The following is a 14,947-nucleotide window of genomic DNA, read 5'->3' on the forward strand; positions in this document are numbered from 1 at the left end:
CACCGAAGGAAGTATGTATGAAATCGATATTCTCTAATTTATTCATTCCCGCGATGGCGGTTGCCACTTTGGCGTTTTTTTCTGTTAGTAGTATGGCCGCAAATCAGCCGCCTCCAGGCGAGCCACCTTCTTTTCAAGAGCTAGATAAAAACGGTGATAACCTCCTGACGAAAGACGAGTTGAGAGGCCCACTGTTAGACGATTTTGATCGTTTCGATGCAGACGGTAGTGGCTCGTTATCAGAAGACGAGATGCCAGAACCACCACAACATCGTTAAGTCAGGCCAAGGAGAAGGTTTATGGCTGCCCGTTCGATTCTCGTGTTGGTTTGTTGCTTAAGTTTGTCTGGTTGTGCTGTTGGGCCTAGAGGACACGGCGCGCCTTTTGGGCTATTCTCTCTGGGCGCTGGTATTGCCATAGGTTCAGTTTTGACGACCTTGCCCCATCGCCATGTCGTGGTAGATGACCGCACTTATTATTCCGATGGTGTTTTTTATCGAGACACACCTCGTGGTTACGTGGTTGTTACGCCAACACCGGGTATTTGGGTCGATGATATTCCTGAAGAGCACAGAGTCGTTCGGCGCAAGGATAAAGACTATTTCACCAGTAAAGGGGTTTGGTATCGGTTTGATGTGAAACGCAAACAATATAAGGTGGTCGAAAGCCCTTTTGGCGATGACGGTTATTAATACTTCTCTGAAAGCAAAAAGCCTCAAGATGAATAAGCATCTTGAGGCTTTTTTATGAAGTCCGCTAATTACCTTCTTAACGTTGCTTAGTTTCGTATTCTGGGTGAATCCAAACAGGTGCATCCAAACTGGGTAACGGGGCTTTTCCTAAAATCATGTCTGCCGCTTTTTCTGCAACCATGATGGTTGGCGCGTTCAAGTTACCGTTGGTGATGGTTGGGAAGATAGACGAATCCACCACGCGTAGGTTTTCGATACCACGCACCTGACAGGCTTCATCTAAGACAGCCATTGGGTCACTGTCATCGCCCATTTTACAGGTACAAGATGGGTGATAAGCGCTTTCTACGTTTTCTTTTACCCATTGATCAATGTCTTCGTCGCTTTGAATATGCATGCCTGGCTGAATTTCATCGCCACGGTATGCATCTAAAGCGGATTGTTGAAGCACTTCACGAGTAAGGCGAATCGTATCGCGCCAGTCTTGTTTGTCTTGTTCGGTGGAAATGTAGTTGAATAAGATACGAGGCTTGGCGGTTGGGTCTGCAGACTCAATCCAAAGTTTACCGCGACTTTCAGGTTTGTTTGGCCCAACGTGGACTTGGAAACCATGGCCTTCAAAGGCAGCTTGACCATCGTAGCGCATGGCCGCAGGTAAGAAGTGATATTGAATGTTAGGCCATTTCAAACCGGCTCGTGAGCGAATGAAGCCGCAAGATTCAAAATGGTTGGTCGCACCCAATCCACTTTTGAATAAGATCCAGCGGGTACCGATAAGACCTTTGCTGATCAAATCCAATTTACCGTTTAGTGTGACGGGCGTTTTGCACTTGTATTGGAAATAGACTTCCAAGTGGTCTTGTAAGTTCTCACCCACACCAGGCAATTCATGCACCAGTGGTACGCCTGCTTTTTCCAGTACATCTTTTGGACCAATACCAGACAGTTGCAGCAACTGTGGAGAACCAACAGAACCCGCTGAAAGAATCACTTCTTTACTGGCGTTTGCTTGGCTAGTTTGACCATTTTTACTGAATTCAATACCAACGGCTTTTTTACCATCAAAAATAACTTTGTGGCTTAAAACACCTGTTTTTAATGTGAGGTTTGAGCGAGACATTGCACGACGCAAATAGGCATTCGACGTAGACGCACGAACGCCATTTTTTACCGTCATGTGCATTGGGCCAAAGCCTTCTTGGCGATGGCCATTGTAGTCTGCTGTTTCGCCGTAGCCAGCTTGGTTGCCCGCATCAATGAAGGCTTGATAAAGCGGGTTGTAGGTCATGTTGTTGCCGTTATTGGTCGACAATGGGCCGTCGCCACCGCGATACAAATCTGCGCCGCCTTTCCAAGATTCTGCCTTTTTGAAATAAGGCAGACAGGTTTGGTAATTCCAACCTTTTGCGCCGCTTTCTTCCCATTGGTCAAAGTCGCACGCGTGACCGCGAACATACACCATGCCGTTGATAGAGGACGAGCCGCCTAGCACTTTACCGCGCGGGCAATGCATTTCGCGATTGTCTAAGCCTGGCTCTTTTTCTGTATGAAACTGCCAAGCGTATTTTTCTGTGTTCATTGGGTAAGACAAGGCCGTTGGCATTTGGATAAAGATACTTTTATCTGAGCCGCCCATTTCGAGTAGAAGGGCCTTGTTTTCGCCACTTTCAGTGAGTCGATCCGCTAACACACAACCTGCGGAGCCGGCACCCACGATAATGTAATCGTATAGTTCGTTTGCCATAATACTTTCCGCTTAATAAGGGTTTTGAATGTCGTTCAAATCGACAAACACGCTCTTGGTTTGTGTGTAGTTGTATAAAGTGTCGATGCCGTTTTCGCGGCCAACGCCAGACTCTTTGTAGCCGCCAACAGGCATTTCGGCAGGAGAAGCGCCCCAAGCATTGATCCAGCAAATCCCAGCTTGTAATTGATTAATTACACGATGAGCGCGAGCGAAATCTTTCGTGAAAACACCAGCGGCAAGGCCAAGCTTAGTATCGTTAGCACGTTGAATGGCTTCGTCTTCATCGGTGAAGCTTAATATCGACATAACAGGGCCGAAAATTTCGTCTTGAACTTGTGGCATGTCATCCGTGCAATCTGTGAAAACCGTTGGTGCAACAAACGCGCCTTTGTCTAAACCGTTTTCTGTGACTTGATAACCACCGCAAAGCAAGGTTGCGCCGGCGTCTTTTGCCGCTTCGATGTAACCTAAGACTTTACTCATGTGGCCTTTAGAAATTAACGCACCGACTTGTGTGTTCATGTCCATTGGGTCGCCAATAATCATGGCTTCTGTGCGTGTTTTAAGTTCTTTGGTGAAGGCTTCCATCATGTCGGCGTGAACAAATACGCGTGTGCCGTTCGTGCAAACTTCTCCTTGAGTGTAGAAGTTTGCCAGCATAGCAGCAGAAACGGCTTGATCGACAGGCATATCAGGGAAGATGATCATAGGCGATTTACCACCCAGTTCCATAGTCACGTCTTTTAAAGATTGAGCAGAAGCGGCCATGACTTTTTTGCCCGTTCCAACTTCACCAGTGAAAGACACTTTGTCGATTTCTGGGTGTACTGTGATCATTTGACCCGTTCGACCATCGCCTTGAATGACGTTAAAAACACCATCTGGCAAACCAGCTTGAGTATAAATTTCAGCGAGTTTAAGGGCGGTTAATGGCGTTTCTTCAGAGGGTTTGAAAATCATCGCATTACCTGCAGCAAGTGCAGGCCCAGATTTCCACATAGCGATTTGAATAGGGTAATTCCATGCGCCGATGCCAGCACAGATGCCGAGCGGTTCACGGCGAGTATAGAAAAAGTTGCCGTTGCCAAGGTCTTGGTAGTCGCCTTGGATTTTGTCTGCTAGGCCCGCGTAATATTCAATCACATCCGCGCCTGTTTGAATGTCGACACAAATGGCTTCTTGCAGAGGTTTACCTGTGTCTAGCACTTCTAGGCGAGCAAGTTCTTCGTTGTTTTCTCGCAATAACTCTGCTGCTTTTTTCAGGATGCGACCACGTTCAACGCCTGTCATAGCAGCCCAGACTTTTTGACCTTGCTTTGCCGATTCAATAGCGGCATCTAGCTCTGCTTGGCTAGCATGTTCAACGGTGGCAATGACTTCGCCAGTAGCTGGATTAATGGTTTCAAAGTGTTCGCCGCTGGTGGATGCATGATAGCGACCATGAATGTATTGCTGCTGATGTGCCATGCTAGTAAACCTCTTTTTATTAAACGCCTATTCAATAAAAATATTCTACACGCTTTATGAATGAAAGGCAGCTAAAGGAAAGGAATCCTTTGGAATAGGGCACTGAAATGGCAATTTTGCTTTTTTAGGTGTCGTTAATAGGCTTGTTTTTACGTTTGATTCGGTTAAAAAGTAAACAAAAAGACACATTTATAGGTGTAATTTAGCATCCGAAATGACGTAAAAACACATTCTTTTGTTGTGCCTCAACTACAATTAATGAATAACAAAAACAAAAAGAGGAGTGTCGTATGAGCTTACAAATGATAGTGCTAATTATTTTAAGCGTGATGCTAGTGGCGAAAATAGTCTATTTGGCGTTTTTTGTCCGTCCAGAGCATGATCATCAAAAAGATCACCATGCACATGGACATCATCATAATTCGAAACGGTAGTTTAGTTATGCCCGCGATAACGTTTGTGTTTCGCTTCTTTGACCGTATTTAAGTCTACTAAGACCAAGCCGTCTACACAGTAGCCAAAGTCAGCATCGACGCCAAAGTCTAAGAAGCGTACACCGCCGGGTTCACATAACTCACTGTATTGTTTAAACAGAGTCGGAACACTGGCGCCAAAGTGACCAAGTTGTTCTTTCAAAACTTTGAAGTCTTCTTCGTAATTATTCCCACAGAAAAGCCCTGAAATAATGTCCTTATGCTCTGCGCTAACTTGGTATGGCGTAAATGAGCGCGCCAAATGCTCTTTATCTGAAAAATATAAGCTGTAAAAAGAAACAATAAAATCCTTCGCTGCTTGAGGGTAATTGTTACTCAAGCTGACAGGGCCGAACATGTAACGAATTTCAGGGTGTTTATTTAGATAAGCGCCAATGCCGTACCATAAATAATCTAAACTGCGTTTGCCCCAATATTTCGGCTGAATGAAACTACGACCAAGTTCTATGCCTTGTTCGAAGTAAGGTTCCATGTCGCAGGAATACTGGAATAACTCGGCACTGTAAATCTTATTTGGCTTTTCTTCTTTCATGTAACGAGCCACTTCACCAATGCGATAAGCGCCAACGATTTCGAGCTCTTCTTCATCCCAAAGGATTAAGTGGCGGTAATGTTGGTCGAACTTATCCAAATCTGAGCGTTCGCCTGTGCCTTCACCGACTTTGCGGAAGGCAATTTCACGTAAACGGCCAATTTCTTTCATGGTCACAGACATTGGATCGTAATCAAAAAGATAGATTTGTTTGTTGTCTTTGGTGCTGCCAAGGTGTTCGGATTGTTTCAGTTCGTGTTTGATTAACTGTCGATTTTGAGGATGTTCGACGGTTTTCTCGGTTTTTAGTAATGGTTTTTTGCCTTTTGCTATGCGATATAAATGGCGTTTAACCAGTTTGTTTTTCTCTTTATCGCTAAGTGGCAGCTGTGCTAATTCTTGAATCGGAATGGCTTGACCGACTTGCATAGGAATTCTACGGTTTTTTTGACGGAACATTTCATTAGCAAGTTGGATGGTGGAAAGAGGGCGATAGACAATTGAGCTGGTGTAAAACAACATAGAGTTACGGCCACCAATGTGAACAGGCAATAACGGGCTGTTGGTTTTTTGTGCCAGTTTGAGGTAGTTCTGATTCCACTTTTGGTCTTTTACACCACTTGGAGAAATACGCGACACTTCGCCAGCAGGGAAGATAATCACGGCTTCTTCATTGTGCAGACAACTCATAATGGCTTTGAGTTGCTGACGACCTGTTTTGCCGCCGATGTTGTCGACAGGCAAAACAAGGTTTCTTAATCCATCAAATCCCATGAGCAAATCATTTGCGACGATTTTTACATCAGGGCGAATTTCGCCAACCAATCTTAACAGAGCCAATCCGTCCAAGGCGCCAAGAGGGTGATTGGCAATGATCATTGTGCGTCCGCTTGCAGGAATGTTGCGGCGATCTACTTGGCTTACGTGATAACTAAAGTTGAAATGATCTAACACACGATCAATAAATTCGAAGCCGACACAGCCGTCGTTTTTTTCCAGGAATTGGTTTACTTCACTTTCGTGGAATAAGCGTTTTAAGACGCTTAACGTAGGGCGTGTAATAAGGGGGCTTTTGTCGAAAAATTGAGGTGATTTGTTAGCAATCATTTGCTCGACTTGTATCACAGTGTTGCTCCGCTCTAAAAAGAATTTTTATGTCTTATAGGAGAGTAGAGTGAAAATGTGACAGCTAGGTGACAATTGTATGTCGAAAATGTGACCAGTTTGTATGTGAAATACAGTCGAGAGGAGAAGGAATCGTTTATTTAGAAAAAGTCTTATTCGTCTTTGTACGTGTAGAAAAAATTCCAAAGACAATAAAGGGTAAAACCAGCAGCAACCACTGCCCAGAATGGCTCGTTAGAAACCCATTCAAGAACCGACCAAGCAGCACAAAATACAGTGGCTGTGACTCGTCGCCATTTAGGGCGAAAAAAAGCGCGATCTGATTCTGTTAGCATAGGTTGATTTTCGTTCTATAAAAAGTCGGTTTATAAATTTGATGCGCCAACCTATTGTTTGTTTAGAGTTTTCTCTAAAACAGCGTTTATAGAGTTGGCGTACAAATGGAAAAAGCCAATAAGTTCAGGGAATCCCAAATGCTTATTGTGCCTTTGTTTTACTGTTACCTAGAGAGATATGACGTGAGCCTGTTAGTTGAGATTGACCGCTAACACCTGAGTCGATTTTATCTATCTGTCCACCGCGAGCAAGGAACTCCTGCATCTGCTTTTCAATGGATTCCGAAGTTTCCGAAGCAGCTGGCTGTTTCTTTTTAGTTGCCATAATAAATAGTCCTTGTTATTTGAGTGAACAAGGACTATATCAGAAATTCAGTCAACTTGCCTGTTATTGGTTAGTGTTTAGCCACATAAGCTACTGTTTTACTGTGAAAATCACGGCTATTCGCTGTTAGGCTCCGGAATAAGGGTGATATCGGCGAATAATTGGATTCAGCAGTCGAGCCAACCAACCAGTGAATTCAATCGGAGCATCGAGCACGGTTAAACAAATACATTCAGCGTCCTTGGTGACAATAGGCTTATGCTTATGGCTCGCATCACGACTAATAAAGTCGCCTTTGCGGTACACGCCACTTTCATCTGAGAACGCGCCTTCTAAAACCAAGGTGATTTCTTCACCCGTGTGAGCGTGATGAGGCATATGCGAGCCAGCTTTCACTCTGGTTAAGGCAATTTGAGCGCCGCCTTTTTCATTGTGTAACGTCGCAATTTTGAATGAAGGCGACAGTCGCATCCAGTTTAATTCTTCATAACTGTTGCTGATAAATTGGCGTAAGCTGTTTGGGATTTTGTAGTTATCCCAAAACTTTTCTTCTGTGGTTTTTGGCTCAGTTGTAGCTTGAAGCACTTCTTCGTCCTGCTTGCTTTCGGCTTGCGTTAGCTTCTTAAGTAGGCTTTCTTTCAGTGAATTAAGATGGTGATGATCTGTTACTGCTTGATCAAAAAGATGAGAGCCAACCATTTCTAGCTTTCTTACCTGTTGTTGGCATTCGCGACAATGCTCTAAATGAGCAGACACGCATAATGAATGTGCCAAAGGTAATGAGCCAGCAGCATAGTCAGTTAGCATTTCAATCGATGGATGATAAAGAGTCATCGATACTACCTCTTAATGTAAATAGTGAGTTTGTGTAAGGCGAGGCGAACTCTGGATTTGATCGTTCCTAATGGAAGCGATAATTCCTCCGCAGCTTCTTTGTGCGTTTTGCCTTCTAAATAAACTTTGGCCAAAACCTGTTTTTGATCGGCTGGCAATTTATCTAGACCTTCTCTAATACGTTCTTGATCTCTGTGTTGTTGAGCATCTTTGAACGGGTCTGCATTTTCATCTACCACGTTTTGCCATAAATACTCAGGGTCAATATCAGACTGATGGCGGCTATTTTTACGCAAGTAATCAATACGAGCATTTCTTGCTAGCGTGAAAACCCATGTATTTAATGAAGCAGACTCTTTTTTATAAGTGTGTGCTTTGTTCCAAATACGAATCATGACCTCTTGGGCGATATCGTCCGCCATGAGGTTGGCACCTGGCTGTTTTGCAAGGCAAAAAGCTCTTACTTTTGGCGCATAGTGATCAAACAAGCGCACCAGTGCGGCTTGGTCTCTGTGCTCCGCAATGGCCAAAATGTCCATTAGGTGCTGATCGTCGTGTTTTAGTTCTGTGGCGCGTTCCATTAATAGCTCCGAAAAGAGGGAAGGCTGTATGACGCTGTTTCAATGTGTATAAAAGGAATACGAGTCACATTGAAGTGTGGATCACTTTATTTGCATTGAAAAGTAAAAAGCACGGATAAGCGCTTTTAGACGGTTTTTAATTTATTAATGATCCAGAAGTGGGTTCGCTACGTTTACTTATTAACGTAAGAATTTATCTGCTCGATGCGATGGCGAGCAAAGGAGGTTAAAGGTGCTAACGCAGGAAACGAAACAGGCTAGTGAGCCACAAACAGGCGAGCTGTTAATAGAGAGCTTTAAGGCTTTTTATAAAGATGTAAAACATCCACAGCTAGACAAAATAGATGACATTTACGCAAATGACGTGTTGTTCAAAGACCCTGTTCATGAATTGCGTGGCGTTGAAGTACTCCATTCTTGTTTATCTGAAATGAGCCTTAATGTTCGAAATGGACGTTTTGAGTATCTAGATCAAATCATTTCTGACGGAACGGCTTATATTAAATGGAATATGCATTTTATCCATCCAAAGTTGGGGCCTAAAACCATTACCGTGCGAGGCATGAGTCAGGTTCAATTCAATGATCGTATTTATTTTCATGAAGATGTATATGACCTTGGGCAGCTTATTTACGAGCATGTGCCGGTTTTAGGTACAGTTGTGAAAGGTTTAAAAAAACGTTTAGCGGGTTAATCTAAGGAAGTCGCCATGAAGGATACAGCTCAGAAAACGATTTGGATAACAGGCGCCAGCTCAGGAATCGGTTTTTCCTTAACACAATGCTATTTAAAAGCGGGTTGGCAAGTGTTAGCCAGTGCGCGTCGACAGGGTGATCTGACTCTACTGCTAGAACATGAAGACAACTTAAAGTTCATTCCTTTTGATGTGTCTGATGACCGACAAATTGAGTCGGTTCGTAATCTATTAGCGACTTATACGGATCATTTAGACTGCGTTGTGTTGAATGCCGGAACCTGTGAATATCTGGACATCAACGAGGAAGATCCTGATTGGAAAATGATGGATCGCGTTATGTCGGTGAACTTCTTTGGATTGGTCAACAGCGTCGATGTTTGTTTACCTCTATTGAAAAAAGCACCAAAGCCGCACTTGGTTGGCGTGAGTTCTCAGGCAGTACAAGCCGCTTTTCCACAAGCTGAAGCTTATGGCGCAAGCAAAGCCGCGGCGCGGTATTTTTTGTCGTCCCTCAGAATGGATTTGAAACAATTTAACATTGATGTGACTTGTTTACTTCCTGGCTTCGTCGATACACCTCTCACCCAGAAAAACACCTTTTCTATGCCTTTTCTGATGTCCGCAGATGAAGCGGCAAAGCGAATGTACAAAGCTTTGCAGTCTCGCCCGTATGAATTTGCTTTCCCAAAACGGCTTTCCATGATGCTTTGGATGGGACGTCATTTCCCCAAATTATGGCTTTCGATGCTAGCGCCTAAACCTAACGACACAAAGACATTCAAAAAATAACACTCCAGAAAGCAGTGGAGCTGACAGAATACAATATCGTGCCTAGTACAAAAGGTGCTGATTTTTAAGGAGACAAGTAAGTGAAAGTAGCCATTATAGGGTCAGGGATTTCAGGATTAACCAGCGCGTATCTTTTGCAGCGCGAACATGATGTGACTGTGTTTGAGTCTGCGCAACGAATTGGCGGCCACACCGCAACTGTAGAAGTACAAGAGGAAGGTCGCACCAGAGGAATTGATACGGGTTTTATTGTTTTTAATGATTGGACTTACCCTAACTTCATTCGTTTGATGGATGAAATTGGCGTTTCGTCTCGAGCGACAGAAATGAGCTTCAGCGTCAGTTGCCAGCGTACCGGACTGGAATATGGCGGAAATAACCTAAATACCTTGTTTGCTCAGCGCCGAAACCTCTTTAACTTTCCTTTCCTTGGCATGCTGAAAGACATACTTCGTTTTAACAAGGAAGCGATTCAGGATTTAGAAAGCGGCGATCTTCGAGAAGGTGTGACGCTAGGTGAATATCTTAAAGCGAAAGGTTATGGAGAGCGTTTTGCTAGCCATTATTTGATTCCAATGGGCAGCGCCATTTGGTCGTCTACTTTGGATGAAATGATGGAGTTTCCTTTGGTGTTCTTCGTTCGTTTCTTCAAAAACCATGGTTTATTGAGCGTGAATGATCGTCCTCAATGGCGAGTTATTGAAGGTGGTTCCTCTGCGTATTTAGAGCCTCTGGTTAAGAGCTTTCATGACAAAATCCGTCTAGGTGTCCAAATAAAGCAAGTGACACGCTTGGCCGATAATGTGGTGATTCAACTAGAAGATGGCTCTGAAGAAGTATTTGATCAAGTGGTGTTTGCTTGCCACAGCGATGAAGCGTTGGCCTTGTTAGCAGATCCAAGCCAAGAGGAAAAAGACATCTTGTCGGCGATTCCCTACCGTAACAACGATGTGGTGCTGCACACAGATACGAGTGTTTTGCCAAAGGCGAAATTGGCTTGGTCTAGCTGGAATTATCATCTTGGAACAGATCAAGGTAAGCCTGCTACACTCAGTTATAACATGAATATCTTGCAGCACTTTTCAAGCGATACAACTTATGTTGTTACCTTGAATCAAACCGATATGATCGCGCCAGATAAGATTCTTGGCAGTTTCAAATACGCGCATCCTACTTTTACTCTGGAAGGCATCGAGGCACAGGATCGTTGGTCTGACATCAATGGCGTCAATAAAACATGGTTTTGTGGCGCTTATTGGCGTAACGGCTTCCACGAAGATGGTTGTTGGAGTGGCGTTCGTGTGGCGAATGGATTGGGTGTGACATGGTGAGTCAGCCCACAGAAATCATGCATGAGCAGAAAGAGATAAAACACAGTGCGATTTACCAAGGCTCTGTGCGTCATCGTCGTTTTTCGCCTCGATCACACGCCTTTAAATATCGTGTTTTTATGATGTACTTTGATTTAGACGAGCTGGATTCTGCTTTGGCATTAAGCCCTTGGTGGTCAGTGAAATCTTGGTCGCTCGCTCGTTTCAAACGCAACGATTATTTTGGCGGTGAGGCTGTGTCGATCAAGAATTCAGTCTTAAACGAAGTAAACCAGAGACTAGATTTAAACCTTTCTGGCCCTGTGCGAATGTTAACCAACTGCCGCTATTTTGGTTTCATTATTAATCCCATCACCATTTATTACTGCTTCGATGAAACTGAGCAATTACAAGCGATGTTATTGGAAGTGACGAATACGCCTTGGGGCGAAAAAATTGCCTACGTTTTGAAATGTGATCCAAACCAGTCTACTCAACGTATTCAATTTAATAAGGAAATGCATGTGTCGCCGTTCCACCCGATGGATCATTTTTATGATTGGCGCAGCAATTATCCGGCGAAGAAAATTGCCGTACACATGCAGAATAAAGAATTACTTGGTGAACAATGTGTGTTTGATGCCACATTATCTTTGGCGCGTACGCCAATGACGTCTTCTTCTATGGCTAAAGTGATCTTTAGTTATCCTGTGATGACGATGAAGGTGGCATTTGGCATCTATTGGCAAGCACTTAAATTATGGGCGAAAAAAGTGCCTTTTCACTCACACCCTAGTCATTAATTGTTGGCCAGAAACCAGTTAACTCATTGAGGAGATGAAAAAGTATGAACTCCGTAAGTATGGATAATCAGAAAGTGAGAAAAAACCACACAACGACATGGTTCGATAGACTTGCTCGGAAAATGGTTTTTTCCATGTTAGAGCGACTAGAGGTTGGTCATTTAATCCTAGAAGAAAACGGCAGTACTTATTTCTTTGGTGAGGACAAAGACAGTGCGCAACACATCGCACACATTCATGTTCACGACATTAATACTTATCGAGATGTCTTTTTAAATAGCAGTATTGGTGCGGGCGAAGCCTACATGAAAGGCGGGTGGACCTCTCCTGATGTGGTTGCGGTTATTCGTTTGATGGTGGCGAATTTAAATCTGATTAACAAAATGGATGCGAAACGTCCTATTTGGAGTCGTATCGGTGCCAAAATCGTACATCGAATGAATGCCAATACTAAGAAAGGTTCAAAAGATAACATTTCTGCTCACTATGATTTGGGCAACGATTTTTTCTCCCTCTTTCTTGACCCAACCATGATGTATTCCTCTGCGATTTATCCTCAAAAAGACGCGCCTTTAGAAGAAGCCGCGGTACATAAATTAGATCGTATTTGCCAGAAATTACAGCTTACAGAAGCAGATCACCTGTTAGAAATTGGAACGGGTTGGGGTGGTATGGCCATTCATGCCGCGAAACATTATGGCTGTAAAGTCACCACAACAACCATTTCCAAAGAGCAATATGAGTTCGCTAAAGAGCGAGTAGAAGCCGAAGGCTTGCAAGATAAAATCAACTTGCTGCTTGAAGATTATCGCGATTTGGAAGGTCAGTATGACAAGCTGGTTTCGATCGAAATGATCGAAGCAGTTGGACACGAATACTACGACAGTTACTTTTCAAAATGCAGTGAGTTATTGAAACCTCATGGCGTGATGGTGATTCAAGCGATCACCATTGCCGACCAGCGTTATGATTACGCGCGTCGTTCAGTTGACTTCATTCAACGCTATATATTCCCTGGTGGTTGCCTTCCGTCTAACCAAGTTATTGCCCACAAAATTGCCTCTAAAACAGACATGCAAATCGTGGGGCTAGAAGATATCACAGAGCATTACGCGAAAACTCTGGCGGACTGGCGCACACGTTTCCATGAAGCGCGTCATCATGTGATGGACATGGGTTTTGACGATGTCTTCTGTCGCATGTGGGATTTCTATCTCGCTTACTGTGAAGGTGGCTTTAAAGAGCGAGCAATCAGTACTGGGCAGTTTGTATTTGCCAAACCAGAGCATCGTTTGACGATCGAATAATGCCTTTGTGCAGATGAAAAGACAGGTAGCGAATCCTATGAAACGTTTTCTAAATGCTGCTTTGTTTCAGATTATCTGGTTTGTGTGTTTGCTCGGCGGTAGCCTTTGGGCTTTGCCTGCAACGCTTTTGTACTTGTTCTTGCATGACCGTTATTTCATGAATACTCGTCGAGAATGGCGTTTATTGGGCGTGTTTGTCGGGTTAGGTTTTATTGTGGATGGCGCCTTGTTTCGACTTGGCGTTTTTTTTAACAACGATTTAGTTAGTTCCGTTGCTGTGCCGCCTATCTGGTTATTATGCCTCTGGGTTTGTACCGCCAGTTTATTCGCTCATAGCTTGGCGTTTTTGAGATCTCGATATTTATTGAGTTCGGTTCTCGGTTTAATCGGACCAACCATGAGTTATTTTGCTGGCGCTAAATTAGCAGGCATTACACTGGCAGATCCATTATGGCTTTCTTTGTGTGTTGTGGCTGGGATTTGGTCGATCGTTTTGCCACTGGGGTTTTGGCTCAGCGAAAAATGGCGTTTGTTTAACGACTCATAATAGGTTTGCTGAAAAGGAGTGTCTGCTGTGATATCGACAGAGTTAAAAAGAAACCTTGCTCTTCCCGTTGCTCTTATTTGCGCCGTGTTTGGCCTTAACAACATGGCTCAAGCAGCTGATCCTCATATTGTTGGCAGTGCTTTCAGTTTAAAAACAGGGGATTTATTGTATCGAGAGTCCTACTTTGAAATCGAAGACACACTTCATAAAGTGGAATATTCAGAACCAGACGGCAGTGTTTTCGGCCGCAAAACCATCGATCTTTCCAAGTCTTTTGTGACGCCAAGTTTTAGCCAATTAAACGAACGTAATGGTGAAGCGATTAATGTTGCTCAGGAAGGCAGCAAGCTCATTGTAAACTACAAAGAAGATGCATCCGCGAAGCAAAAGACGAAGCAATTAGAGTTAACCGCTGGCATGGTTGTGGATGCGGGCTTTAATGGTTTTATCCAGCAATATTGGACGGTGTTGATGGATGGAAAAGAACTGGATGTGGATTTTTTGGTGCCTAGTAAACAGACGACGTTCCAGTTCCGTTTGAGTCGTTCTTCATGTGTAAGTGGCACAAAAGAAGGCGCAGTGTGCTTTTCATTGTCGCCTATTTCTTGGTTTGTGAAATTGGCCGTAGATCCCATTGTGGTGGCTTATGATGCCACAGAAAAAACACTATTGCGTTTTACTGGACGAGGAAATATTGCCAACTCAGAAGGCAAATATGAAAGCGTCGACATTCAATATCGTTATTTAAAATGATGTGATTCAAAGGAAATATTATGCGTAATCTTTGGCAACCAATTAAAACTAAAATACTGGCTGTGATCTGCTTATTTATGTTGTCGGCATGTTCCGCTCCAGATGTTTCTTTATATGCGAACAATGAGCCTAAATTCGAGCTAGAAGAATTCTTTTCTGGCTCATTAACCGCCCATGGCATTCTGAAAAATCGTAGTGGCGAAGTAATCCGCTATTTCAATGCAACGTTAGAAGGCCGTTGGGAAAATGGTGTAGGGACACTTGCGGAAGAGTTTTTGTTTGATGATGGCGAAATCCAAAATCGAACTTGGACTATGACTCCAGATGAGAACGGACAATACATAGCCACTGCAAACGATGTAACAGGCTTTGGTGAAGTGCAAATCTCTGGAAACGCTTTGTTTATGGATTATATTCTGCAAGTACCTTACAAAGGCGACACGTTGGAAGTGAGAGTCGATGACCGAATGTACATGGTGAAAGACGGCGTTGTTATGAATGAATCTGTGATGACAAAATTTGGTTTTGAAGTGGGTTATTTATCGATCGTGATTCAAAAAGTAAAAAACTAAGTTCTTATTGTGCTGCTTTTTTCAGGGGAATTGCCTT

At 43.5% G+C, this 14,947-nt stretch carries 17 protein-coding genes; 10 read left to right on the plus strand and 7 right to left on the minus strand.

Annotation, left to right across the window (positions count from 1 at the left end):
- Window positions 1–17: 17 nt before the first annotated feature.
- Window positions 18–278, plus strand: coding sequence for an EF-hand domain-containing protein (locus AC0L46_RS09915; RefSeq protein ID WP_414681666.1), 261 nt, complete (start codon window positions 18–20; stop codon window positions 276–278).
- A gap of 21 nt (window positions 279–299) precedes the next feature.
- A complete protein-coding gene (locus tag AC0L46_RS09920; RefSeq protein ID WP_473503262.1) occupies window positions 300–692 on the plus strand; it encodes a DUF6515 family protein in 393 nt (130 codons plus the stop codon).
- Between the two features lie 76 nt (window positions 693–768).
- Here the strand turns inward: AC0L46_RS09920 and betA are convergent, their stop codons facing one another.
- The 7 genes from betA to AC0L46_RS09955 form a co-directional block, all read right to left on the minus strand.
- Complete coding sequence (betA, locus tag AC0L46_RS09925) at window positions 769–2,436, minus strand: choline dehydrogenase (protein WP_473503264.1); 1,668 nt, start codon at window positions 2,434–2,436, stop codon at window positions 769–771.
- A gap of 12 nt (window positions 2,437–2,448) precedes the next feature.
- Window positions 2,449–3,906 carry a betaine-aldehyde dehydrogenase gene (betB, locus tag AC0L46_RS09930; RefSeq protein ID WP_473503266.1) on the minus strand — a complete coding sequence of 486 codons (1,458 nt, stop codon included), beginning with the start codon at window positions 3,904–3,906 and terminating at the stop codon, window positions 2,449–2,451.
- A gap of 435 nt (window positions 3,907–4,341) precedes the next feature.
- On the minus strand, window positions 4,342–6,057 hold the full coding sequence (gene olsF, locus AC0L46_RS09935) for a bifunctional ornithine lipid synthase OlsF (protein WP_414681670.1): 1,716 nt from the start codon (window positions 6,055–6,057) through the stop codon (window positions 4,342–4,344).
- Window positions 6,058–6,209: 152 nt separating this feature from the next.
- Window positions 6,210–6,392: a hypothetical protein gene (locus tag AC0L46_RS09940; RefSeq protein ID WP_473503268.1), complete on the minus strand. Its 183-nt coding sequence runs from the start codon at window positions 6,390–6,392 to the stop codon at window positions 6,210–6,212.
- Window positions 6,393–6,534: 142 nt separating this feature from the next.
- Window positions 6,535–6,717 carry a hypothetical protein gene (locus AC0L46_RS09945; protein ID WP_024025667.1) on the minus strand — a complete coding sequence of 61 codons (183 nt, stop codon included), beginning with the start codon at window positions 6,715–6,717 and terminating at the stop codon, window positions 6,535–6,537.
- 126 nt (window positions 6,718–6,843) lie between these two features.
- Entirely contained in the window at window positions 6,844–7,551 is a 708-nt protein-coding gene (locus AC0L46_RS09950) for a ChrR family anti-sigma-E factor (protein WP_473503270.1), read from the minus strand.
- 5 nt (window positions 7,552–7,556) lie between these two features.
- Window positions 7,557–8,132 carry a sigma-70 family RNA polymerase sigma factor gene (locus tag AC0L46_RS09955; RefSeq protein ID WP_414681673.1) on the minus strand — a complete coding sequence of 192 codons (576 nt, stop codon included), beginning with the start codon at window positions 8,130–8,132 and terminating at the stop codon, window positions 7,557–7,559.
- A 232-nt stretch (window positions 8,133–8,364) separates the two neighbouring features.
- Here AC0L46_RS09955 and AC0L46_RS09960 point away from each other — a divergent pair, with 232 nt between their 5' ends.
- The 8 genes from AC0L46_RS09960 (at window position 8,365) to AC0L46_RS09995 (ending at window position 14,910) form a co-directional block, all read left to right on the plus strand.
- On the plus strand, window positions 8,365–8,826 hold the full coding sequence (locus AC0L46_RS09960) for a nuclear transport factor 2 family protein (RefSeq protein ID WP_473503272.1): 462 nt from the start codon (window positions 8,365–8,367) through the stop codon (window positions 8,824–8,826).
- Window positions 8,827–8,841: 15 nt separating this feature from the next.
- Entirely contained in the window at window positions 8,842–9,618 is a 777-nt protein-coding gene (locus AC0L46_RS09965; protein ID WP_473503274.1) for an SDR family NAD(P)-dependent oxidoreductase, read from the plus strand.
- Window positions 9,619–9,698: 80 nt separating this feature from the next.
- Window positions 9,699–10,949: an NAD(P)/FAD-dependent oxidoreductase gene (locus AC0L46_RS09970; protein ID WP_473503276.1), complete on the plus strand. Its 1,251-nt coding sequence runs from the start codon at window positions 9,699–9,701 to the stop codon at window positions 10,947–10,949.
- Window positions 10,943–11,731 (plus strand): DUF1365 domain-containing protein, encoded by a 789-nt coding sequence (locus AC0L46_RS09975; protein WP_473503278.1) that lies wholly within the window; start codon window positions 10,943–10,945, stop codon window positions 11,729–11,731. The genes AC0L46_RS09970 and AC0L46_RS09975 overlap by 7 nt, the downstream gene beginning before the upstream one ends.
- 44 nt (window positions 11,732–11,775) lie before the next feature.
- Window positions 11,776–13,038 (plus strand): class I SAM-dependent methyltransferase, encoded by a 1,263-nt coding sequence (locus AC0L46_RS09980; protein ID WP_473503280.1) that lies wholly within the window; start codon window positions 11,776–11,778, stop codon window positions 13,036–13,038.
- 37 nt (window positions 13,039–13,075) lie between these two features.
- Window positions 13,076–13,585: a DUF2878 domain-containing protein gene (locus tag AC0L46_RS09985; RefSeq protein ID WP_473503282.1), complete on the plus strand. Its 510-nt coding sequence runs from the start codon at window positions 13,076–13,078 to the stop codon at window positions 13,583–13,585.
- 27 nt (window positions 13,586–13,612) lie between these two features.
- Window positions 13,613–14,338: a hypothetical protein gene (locus tag AC0L46_RS09990; RefSeq protein WP_473503284.1), complete on the plus strand. Its 726-nt coding sequence runs from the start codon at window positions 13,613–13,615 to the stop codon at window positions 14,336–14,338.
- A 20-nt stretch (window positions 14,339–14,358) separates the two neighbouring features.
- Entirely contained in the window at window positions 14,359–14,910 is a 552-nt protein-coding gene (locus AC0L46_RS09995) for a DUF3833 domain-containing protein (protein ID WP_473503286.1), read from the plus strand.
- The last annotated feature ends 37 nt before the right edge of the window (window positions 14,911–14,947 follow it).

Source organism: Marinomonas sp. 15G6-16 (assembly GCF_055809555.1).

Bases quoted from the DNA above. Each gene is read 5' to 3' on its own strand.
- AC0L46_RS09965 (WP_473503274.1), top strand. From the start codon at position 8,842: ATGAAGGATACAGCTCAGAAAACGATTTGGATAACAGGCGCCAGCTCA.
- AC0L46_RS09955 (WP_414681673.1), bottom strand. From the start codon at position 8,132: ATGGAACGCGCCACAGAACTAAAACACGACGATCAGCACCTAATGGAC.
- AC0L46_RS09940 (WP_473503268.1), bottom strand. From the start codon at position 6,392: ATGCTAACAGAATCAGATCGCGCTTTTTTTCGCCCTAAATGGCGACGA.
- AC0L46_RS09975 (WP_473503278.1), top strand. From the start codon at position 10,943: ATGGTGAGTCAGCCCACAGAAATCATGCATGAGCAGAAAGAGATAAAA.
- AC0L46_RS09945 (WP_024025667.1), bottom strand. From the start codon at position 6,717: ATGGCAACTAAAAAGAAACAGCCAGCTGCTTCGGAAACTTCGGAATCC.
- betA (WP_473503264.1), bottom strand. From the start codon at position 2,436: ATGGCAAACGAACTATACGATTACATTATCGTGGGTGCCGGCTCCGCA.
- AC0L46_RS09950 (WP_473503270.1), bottom strand. From the start codon at position 7,551: ATGACTCTTTATCATCCATCGATTGAAATGCTAACTGACTATGCTGCT.
- AC0L46_RS09995 (WP_473503286.1), top strand. From the start codon at position 14,359: ATGCGTAATCTTTGGCAACCAATTAAAACTAAAATACTGGCTGTGATC.
- betB (WP_473503266.1), bottom strand. From the start codon at position 3,906: ATGGCACATCAGCAGCAATACATTCATGGTCGCTATCATGCATCCACC.
- AC0L46_RS09920 (WP_473503262.1), top strand. From the start codon at position 300: ATGGCTGCCCGTTCGATTCTCGTGTTGGTTTGTTGCTTAAGTTTGTCT.
- AC0L46_RS09980 (WP_473503280.1), top strand. From the start codon at position 11,776: ATGAACTCCGTAAGTATGGATAATCAGAAAGTGAGAAAAAACCACACA.
- AC0L46_RS09915 (WP_414681666.1), top strand. From the start codon at position 18: ATGAAATCGATATTCTCTAATTTATTCATTCCCGCGATGGCGGTTGCC.
- AC0L46_RS09985 (WP_473503282.1), top strand. From the start codon at position 13,076: ATGAAACGTTTTCTAAATGCTGCTTTGTTTCAGATTATCTGGTTTGTG.